The organism is Umezawaea sp. NPDC059074 (genome assembly GCF_042738955.1).
Lineage (GTDB): Bacteria > Actinomycetota > Actinomycetes > Mycobacteriales > Pseudonocardiaceae > Umezawaea.
Window position 1 is genome coordinate 60,867 of record NZ_JBHYHC010000049.1, and the last position, 8,859, is coordinate 69,725.

Sequence of the window (8,859 nt, forward strand, 5' to 3'; positions counted from 1 at the left end):
GACGGCGGGGGTCGGGCGGGTCGGCAGTACGGCGGTTGACGGCTGTGACTCGCATCACCTAGCTTCTTCACCGTGCCGTAATTGAAACGTTTTAATCGTCAGATCGATGCCTCGAGTCCCCTGCTCTCGACATCCGCGGAGCCCAGAATGCGACGTGCCCCCAGCACACGACGAGGACCCCTGCGCGTCCTCGTCGCGAGCCTCGCCCTCCTCCTCGTCTCGACCACGCTCGCCAGCCCGGCGGCGCTCGCCGCCACCCCGGTCAGCCTGGCCAACGCCCACTGGGTCTGGTTCCCGGAGGGCAGTCCCGCCGTCTCGGCCCCGGCGGCCGACCGGTACCTCCGCCGCGCGTTCACCGTCCCGGCGGGCGCCGTCACGGAGGCCCAGTTCGTCGTCACCGGCGACGACACGGTCGACGTCTGGCTCAACGGCACCCCGTTGGCGTCCTCGACGCGCGAGGTCGACGCGTGGACCAAGGCGATCCACGTCGACCTGCGGTCCGCGCTCGTGACCGGCGCGAACACGCTCGCCGTGGTGGCGCGCAACAGCTCCACCGGCCCGGCGGGCGTGCTGGGCCGGGTCCGGGTGGTCGCCGCGGGCGGCACGGTCGACTTCACCACCGACGGCGCGTGGAAGGCCTCGCAGACGCCGGCCGAGGGCTGGGAGCAGCCGGGCTTCAACGACGGCGGCTGGCCCGCCGTGGCGGACCTCGGCGCGTACGGCACCGGGCCGTGGGCGAGCCGGGTCGTCGCCCCCGATCCCTCCGCCGCGTCGCCGTTGAGCGTCGGCAACGGCACCACCGAGCGCAAGGTCGAGCCGCTCGGCGTCGACACCGCCCGGCCCCGGTTCGGCTGGAAGCTCGACGGCTCCGGCGGCCAGGCGCAGGGCACCTACCAGGTGATCGTCGCGAGCACCGCCGCGCTGGCGAACGCGGGCACCGGCGACCTCTGGGACAGCGGCTCCGTGGCGAGCGGCCAGTCCGTGGACGTGGTCTACGCCGGCGCGGCGCTGAAGTCGCAGACCCGCTACTTCTGGCGCGCCAAGGTCTGGGACACCCAGGGCAAGGCGAGCGGCTGGGGCGCGGTGCGGTCCTTCGAGACCGGCCTCCTCGCTCCCGCGTCGGAGTGGCAGGCCGCCTTCATCGGCCAGCCGGGGAACCCGCAGGGGCTCACTGGCGCGAACTGGATCTGGTACCCCGAGGGCGATCCGGCGGGCGGAGTGCCCGCCGCCACCCGGTACTTCCGCAAGACCGTCACCCTCGGCGCCGCGCCGACCGTGGCCAGCCTGATCGTCACCGGTGACGACACCGTGGACGTGTGGGTCAACGGCACGCAGGTCAGCACCTCGCCGCGGGTCGCGGACTCGTGGAAGACGGCGGCCGTCGTCGACGTCGCGAGCCGCCTGCGCGCCGGGGCGAACACGATCGCGCTGTCCGGCCAGAACACCAGCCAGTCGCCCGCGGGCGTGATCGCCCGGCTCGTCGTGGCCGGGACCGTGGTCGCGAGCACGGACGGGTCCTGGAAGTCCTCGCAGACCGCGGCCTCCGGCTGGGAGCAGCCGGGCTTCAACGACTCGTCCTGGCCCGCCGCCCAGGTGGCCGCGGCCTACGGCTCCGGGCCGTGGGGGAGCGGCGTCGCCGTCCCGCAGACCACGCCGTCCCCGTTGCTGCGCAAGGCGTTCACCGTGGGCAAGCCGGTCGCCTCGGCCCGCCTGTTCACCACCGCGCTCGGCTTGCAGGAGACCAGGCTCAACGGCGCGAAGGTCGGCGACGACGTGCTCGCGCCCGGCTGGACCGACTACGGGAAGCGCTTGCAGTACAAGGAGTACGACGTGACCGGCCGGATCGTCCAGGGGACGAACGCCCTGGGCGCGTGGCTGGGCAACGGCTGGTACGCCGGGACCATCGCCTGGTACGGCGCGGGCAGCTACGGCCCCAAGCCGTGGTACTCCGCCCAGCTGCGGCTGACGTTCACCGACGGCACCACGCAGGTCGTCGGGACCGACAGCAGCTGGAAGTACACGGCGGGACCGATCACCGCCGACGACATGCAGATGGGCGAGCGCTACGACGCCCGCAAGCTGCCCGGCGGCTGGGACGGCGCGGGCTTCGACGACAGCTCGTGGGGCGCGGTCGGCGTGCGGACCGACGCCGCGCCGAAGCTGGTGTCCCAGGTGGACGAGGGTGTCCGGGTGCAGCAGGACCGCACGCCGATCGCCATCACCCAGCCCAAGCCCGGTGTGTGGATCTTCGACCTCGGCCAGAACGCCACCGGGTGGAACCGGCTGCGGGTCGCGGGCCCGGCGGGCACCGTGGTGACCATGCGGCACGGCGAGATCCTCAACGCCGACGGCACGCTGTACACGACGAACCTGCGCATCGACGGGCTCGGCACGGACACGTACACGTTGTCCGGCAACGGGACGGAGACCTACGAGCCGCGGTTCACCGTGCACGGCTACCGGTACGTCGAGGTGACCGGGTTCCCCGGCACCCCGACCGCGTCGGCGATCACCGGCCGCACCGCGTGGACCGCCGCCGCCCAGATCGGCACCCTGACCACGTCCAACCCGATGCTCAACCAGGTGCAGCAGGCGATCCTGTGGGGGCAGCGCTCCAACATGCTGTCGCTGCCGACGGACTGCCCGCAGCGCAACGAGCGGCTGGGCTGGACCGGTGACATCGCGGCGTTCGCGGCCACGTCGACGTTCAACATGGACATGTCGTCGTTCCTGAACAAGTACGCCGACGACCTCACCGACGCCCAGCACGCGGACGGCGCGTTCACCAACACCGCGCCGGACCTCGGCGCGGGGCAGGGGATCGCGGGCTGGGGCGACGCGGGCGTGATCGTGCCCTACACCCTGTGGCAGCGGTCCGGCGACCTCCGGGTGGTCGACGAGGCGTACCCGGCGATGGCCCGGTGGATCGAGTACCTGCGGTCCACCGCGGACTCGGGCCTGATCCGCGACGACGGCGGGTTCGGCGACTGGCTCAACGTCAACGACGACACGGCCCGCAACCTGATCTCCACGGCCTACCTCGGGTGGTCCGCGCGGCTCGTGTCGCGGATGGCGCAGGCGACCGGGCGCACGGCGGACGCCGCCAAGTACGCGACGCTGGCCGACCAGGTCGGGGCGGCGTTCACGGCGAGGTTCGTGGCCGCCGACGGCACGGTGTCGGGCAACACGCAGACCGGGTACGTGCTGGCGCTGGCGTTCGGGCTGGTGCCCGCCAACCGCGTGCAGTCGTTGGTGGACAAGCTGGTCGCGAAGATCGCGGCCTCCGGCGGCCACCTGACCGTGGGCTTCCTCGGCGTGGAGAACCTGCTGCCGGTGCTGACCGACCACGGCCGGTCGGACATCGCGTACCAGGTCCTGTTGCAGCCGGGTTACCCCGGCTGGGGCTACATGCTGGCCAAGGGCGGCACCACGATCTGGGAGCGGTGGGACGGCATCCGCACCGACGGGAGCCTCCAGGACGCCGGGATGAACTCCTTCAACCACTACGGCCTCGGCTCGGTCGGCGACTTCCTCTACCGGCAGGTCGGCGGCCTCGGTCCGGCGTCGCCCGGCTACAGGTCGGTGCTCGTCGCGCCGAAGCCGGGTGGCGGTCTGACGTCGGCGAAGTCGGCGTACGAGACGCCGTACGGGCAGGCGGTCAGCGACTGGTCGATCTCGGGCGGCGTGCTGACCCTCAAGGTCCGGGTGCCCGCCGGGGCGTCGGCCACGGTCAAGGTGCCCGCCGGGTCGGCTTCGGCCGTCACGGCCCCGGCGCAGGCGGTGCCCTTCGGGTACTCGGCCGGGGCGGCGACCTACCGGCTGCCGTCGGGCAGCTACACCTTCACCGCACCGGCCTAGCCGGACAGCGCCCGGGGGGGCCCGGGGGGGGGGCCGGGGGGGGGCGGGGCCCCCCCCCCCCCGCGACGCGAAAGGAGGTCTCCCAGCTTCCGCGGTTCCCAGTTCGGTGAGAACGAGGAGAGAATACCCGTGCGTGGTAAGCGAAGCGTGGAGCACGACCCGCAGTTGCGGACACCACCCCCGAACCTACGACCACCGGCGGCCCGCCTCGGCGTCGCCGCACTGGCCCTGCTGACCGGGCTCGTCGGCCTCGCCGCGCCCGCCGCGGCCCACCCGGACGGCGAGCACGTCCTGGTGTTCTCCAAGACGGCCGGGTTCCGGCACGACTCCATTCCGGACGGGATCGCCGCGATCCAGGCGCTCGGCGCGGCCAACGAGTTCACCGTGGAGGCGACCGAGGACGCGGGCGCGTTCACCGACGCCAACCTCGACCGGTTCGACGCGGTCGTGTGGCTGTCGACGACCGGCGACGTGCTCAACGCCGACCAGCAGGCCGCGTTCGAGCGGTTCGTGCAGGACGGCGGCGGCTACGCGGGCGTGCACGCCGCCGCGGACACCGAGTACTCCTGGCCCTGGTACGGCGACCTCGTGGGCGCCTACTTCAAGTCCCACCCGGCGATCCAGCAGGCCGACGTGCTGGTCGAGGACCACGACCACGCCTCGACGGCGCACCTGCCCGCCAAGTGGACGCGCACCGACGAGTGGTACAGCTACCGGAGCAACCCGCGCTCGGCCGTGCACGTGCTGGCGGCACTGGACGAGACCAGCTACACGCCCACCGATCCCGCGGGCGACCACCCGATCGCGTGGTGCCACCCGCAGGGCGGCGGCCGGTCCTGGTACACGGGCATGGGCCACACCAAGGAGTCCTACGCGGACCCGGCGTTCCGGCAGCACCTGCTGGGTGGCATCCGCTACGCGGCGGGCGCCGTGCGGGCGGACTGCGCGCCGGGGACCACGACGCCGAACGAGCCGCCGACCGACGCGGACTTCGACCAGATCACCCTCGCGCTGGGCGAGGAGAAGACCGGGGAGCCGATCGCGCTCGCCGTCCTGCCCGACCGCCGGGTGCTGCACACCTCCCGCGACGGTCGCGTGTGGCTGACCACTCCGGAGGCGACGACGTCGCTGGCCGGGACGCTGTCGGTCTACAACCACGACGAGGACGGCCTCCAAGGGATCGCGGTCGACCCGGACTTCGCCACCAACAAGTGGGTGTACCTCTACTACGCGCCGCCGCTGGACACCCCGGCCGGTGACGCGCCGGAGAGCGGGACCGCCGCGGACTTCGCGCCGTTCCAGGGCCACAACCAGTTGTCGCGCTTCAAGCTGGCCGACAACGGCACCCTGGACCTGGCCAGCGAGCAGCGGATCCTCCAGATCCCGGCCGACCGCGGCCTGTGCTGCCACGCGGGCGGCGAGATCGACTTCGACGCGCAGGGCAACCTGCTGCTGTCCACGGGGGACGACACGAACCCGTTCGCCTCGGACGGCTACAACCCGATCGACGAGCGCCCCGACCGCAACCCCGCGTTCGACGCCCGCCGTTCCTCGGCCAACACCAACGACCTGCGCGGCAAGATCGTCCGCGTCAAGGTCTCGGGTGACGGCTCGTACACCGTCCCGGCGGGCAACCTGTTCGCGCCGGGCACCGACAAGACGCGGCCCGAGATCTACGCGATGGGCTTCCGCAACCCGTTCCGGTTCGCCGTGGACAAGAAGACCGGCTGGATCCACCTCGGCGACTACGGTCCGGACGCGGGCTCGGCGAACCCGAACCGCGGTCCCGGCGGGACGGTCGAGTTCAACCTGATCAAGGAGCCGGGCAACTACGGCTGGCCGCTGTGCGTCGGGGACAACCTGGCGTTCAACGACTACGACTTCGCCACCGGCGTCTCGGGGCCGAAGTTCGACTGCGCCCACCCGCGCAACGACAGCCCGCACAACACCGGGCTGGTGGACCTGCCGCCCGCCAAGGCCGCGTGGATCCCCTACGACGGCGGGTCCGTGCCGGAGTTCGGCACCGGCGGCGAGTCCCCGATGGGCGGTCCGACCTACAACTACGACCCCGCCCTGAACCAGGTCACGAAGTTCCCGGAGTACTTCGACAAGAAGAACTTCGCCTACGAGTGGGACCGCGGCTGGATCAAGACCATCGACGTCGGCCCGAACGGCGAGCGCGGCACGATCGCGCCGTTCTTCGACTCGATGACCCTGACCAGGCCGATGAACGTGGAGTTCGGGCCGGACGGCTCGCTCTACGTCCTGGACTACGGCAGCGGCTACTTCGGCGGGGCCGCGGACTCGGCGGTCTACCGGATCGACTACACCCGCGGCAACCACACGCCCGTGGCGAAGCTCAAGGCCGACAAGACCTCCGGCCCGGCTCCGCTCACCGTGGCGTTCGACCCGACCGGCACCACCGACGAGGACGGCCCCGAGCTGACCTGGGCGTGGGACTTCGACGGCGACGACACCACCGACTCCACGCAGGCCGGACCGGTGAGCCACACCTACCCGACCGTCGGGCAGTTCAGCGCCAAGCTGTCGGTGACCGACCCGACCGGGCTGACCGGCTCGGCGAGCGTCGTCGTCAACGTCGGCAACACCGCCCCGGTGGTCACCCTGAACGCCCCGCTGGACGGCTCGGTGTTCAGCTTCGGCGACCAGGTGCCGTTCTCGGTGACGGTCGTCGACCCGGAGGACCAGCCGGTCGACTGCTCCAAGGTCGTCGTGGAGTACATCCTCGGCCACGACAGCCACGGCCACCCGCTCAGCCGGGCCACCGGCTGCCAGGGCACCATCCCGACCCCGGCCGACGGCGGCCACGGCGCGGACGCCAACGTCTTCGGCGTCATCAACGCCACCTACACCGACAACGGCGCTCCGGGCGCCCCGGCGCTGACCGGGTCGGACGAGGCGGTGTTGCAGCCCAAGCACAAGCAGGCCGAGTTCTACACCGGCGCGCAGGGCGCGCGGGCGTTGGAGCGCGACACGGCCGAGGGCCGCAAGCGGGTCGGCGAGATCGAGAACGGCGACTGGATCAAGTTCAGCCCGGTGAACCTCGCCGGGGTGACCGGGATCGGCTACCGGGTCTCGTCCGGGGGCTCCGGCGGCACGCTCGAGGTCCGGCTCGACGCGCCGGACGGTCCGCTGGTGCAGTCCGTGCCGGTGGCCAACACCGGCGGCTGGGACAACTACCGCGACCTCCCGCCGACGCCCGTCACCGATCCCGGTGGCACGCACGAGATGTACTTCGTGTTCAAGGGCGGCGGTGGCGCGCTGTTCGACGTGGACTCGTTCACCTTCAGCACGGACCAGCCCGCCGCGTGCGTGCCGGTCGTGCCGGAGGCGGGCTACCGCAGCCTCTACGACGGCACCGCGGCGAGCCTGGAGGCGTGGAACCAGGCCGGTCCGGGGCGGTTCGCCCAGCAGAGCGACTGCACGATCCGCTCCGAGGGCGGCATGGGCCTGCTGTGGCACGAGGCCGAGTTGGGCTCCTACAGCCTGAAGCTCGACTGGATGCTCGCCGGGGACGACAACTCCGGCGTGTTCATCGGGTTCCCCGATCCGGGGAACGACCCGTGGGTCGCGGTGGACAAGGGCTACGAGATCCAGATCGACCCGACCGACGCCGACGACCGCACCACCGGCTCGATCTACACGTTCAAGGCCGCCGACCTGGCCGCCCGCGACGCCGCGCTGAAACCGGCGGGGCAGTGGAACGCCTACGAGATCGTCGTCACCGGCCAGCGCATCCAGGTGCTGCTGAACGGCGTGGCGATCAACGACTACACCAGCACCGATCCCGCCCGCGACCTGACGCGGGGCTTCATCGGGCTGCAGAACCACGGCGACGCCGACGACGTGCGGTTCCGCAACGTGCGCGTCAAGGACCTCGACGTGGTGGCGCCGGAGACCAGGGCCACGACCGGCACCGCCCCCGGTGGGTCCGGCTGGCACACGGCGACCCCGGTGTCGGTGGAGCTGGCGGCCACCGACGCGGGCGGCGTCGCGCGCACCGAGTACCGGCTCGACGGCGGTGACTGGACCGCCTACACCGAGCCGGTCGTGGTGACCGGCGACGGCGCGCACCGGGTGGAGTACCGCTCCACCGACACCTCGGGCAACGTCGAGCAGGTCAAGGCGTTGGAGCTGAAGCTCGACGCCACGGCCCCGGTCACCACCGCCACCTTCGCCGCACCCGGCGAGAGCGGCTGGCACGGCGGCGCGGTGTCCGTGGTGCTGACCGCCGCCGACCCGGCCTCCGGGGTGGCGCGCACCGAGTGGAGCCTCGACGGCGGCGCGTGGACGGCCTACAGCCGCCCGGTCCCGGTGTCCGGCGACGGCACGCACACGCTGCTGCACCGGTCGGTCGACACGGCGGGCAACGCCGAGGTCGACCGGGCGGCGACCATCCGGATCGACGGCACGGCGCCCACCCTGCTCGTCACGGGCGTGGCGAACGGCCGGGTGTACGGCGACGCGACGGACGTGGTCGTGTCGTGGGAGGCCGGTGACGCCACCTCCGGCGTCGGCGCGGTCACCGCGACCCTGGCCGGTCGGGCGCTGACCTCCGGCTACGCGGTGGCGCTGCACGAGCTGCCGCTGGGTGTGCACGAGCTGCGGGTGTCCGCGACCGACGTCGCGGGCAACACCACCACCAGGACGGTGCCGTTCGCGGTCACCACGTCGCTGCGGGACGTGTCCCAGCTGCTCGACCGGTTCAAGGCCACCAACCGGTTGCCGAGGGCGACCTACGACCAGCTCACCAAGCAGCTGGCGAAGGCGCGCAAGGCCGAGGCGGCGGGCCAGGACGCCAAGGCGGTCCGGGAGCTGCGGACGTTCCGCGACCTGGCCGCGGGCGTGCCGGACGCGGGCGTGCGGTCCGTGCTCGTCCGGGACGCGGACGCGGTGATCGCCCAGCTCGACGGCGACCCCGCGCCGCGGCGCCGGGAGTAGTCCACGGGTCGGGCGGGCGCCCCGCGTCCGCCCGACCCG

2 protein-coding genes are annotated in these 8,859 nt (G+C 72.6%); both read left to right on the top strand.

Translation table 11 applies throughout. The annotated features are described in order from the left end of the window. The first annotated feature begins 147 nt into the window (after positions 1–147). On the top strand, positions 148–3,858 hold the full coding sequence (locus ACFWW9_RS22870) for a family 78 glycoside hydrolase catalytic domain (protein WP_390381301.1): 3,711 nt from the start codon (positions 148–150) through the stop codon (positions 3,856–3,858). Between the two features lie 222 nt (positions 3,859–4,080). Beyond that, positions 4,081–8,820: a ThuA domain-containing protein gene (locus ACFWW9_RS22875; RefSeq protein WP_390381307.1), complete on the top strand. Its 4,740-nt coding sequence runs from the start codon at positions 4,081–4,083 to the stop codon at positions 8,818–8,820. Positions 8,821–8,859 lie beyond the last annotated feature (39 nt).

Bases quoted from the DNA above. Each gene is read 5' to 3' on its own strand.
- ACFWW9_RS22870 (WP_390381301.1), top strand. From the start codon at position 148: ATGCGACGTGCCCCCAGCACACGACGAGGACCCCTGCGCGTCCTCGTC.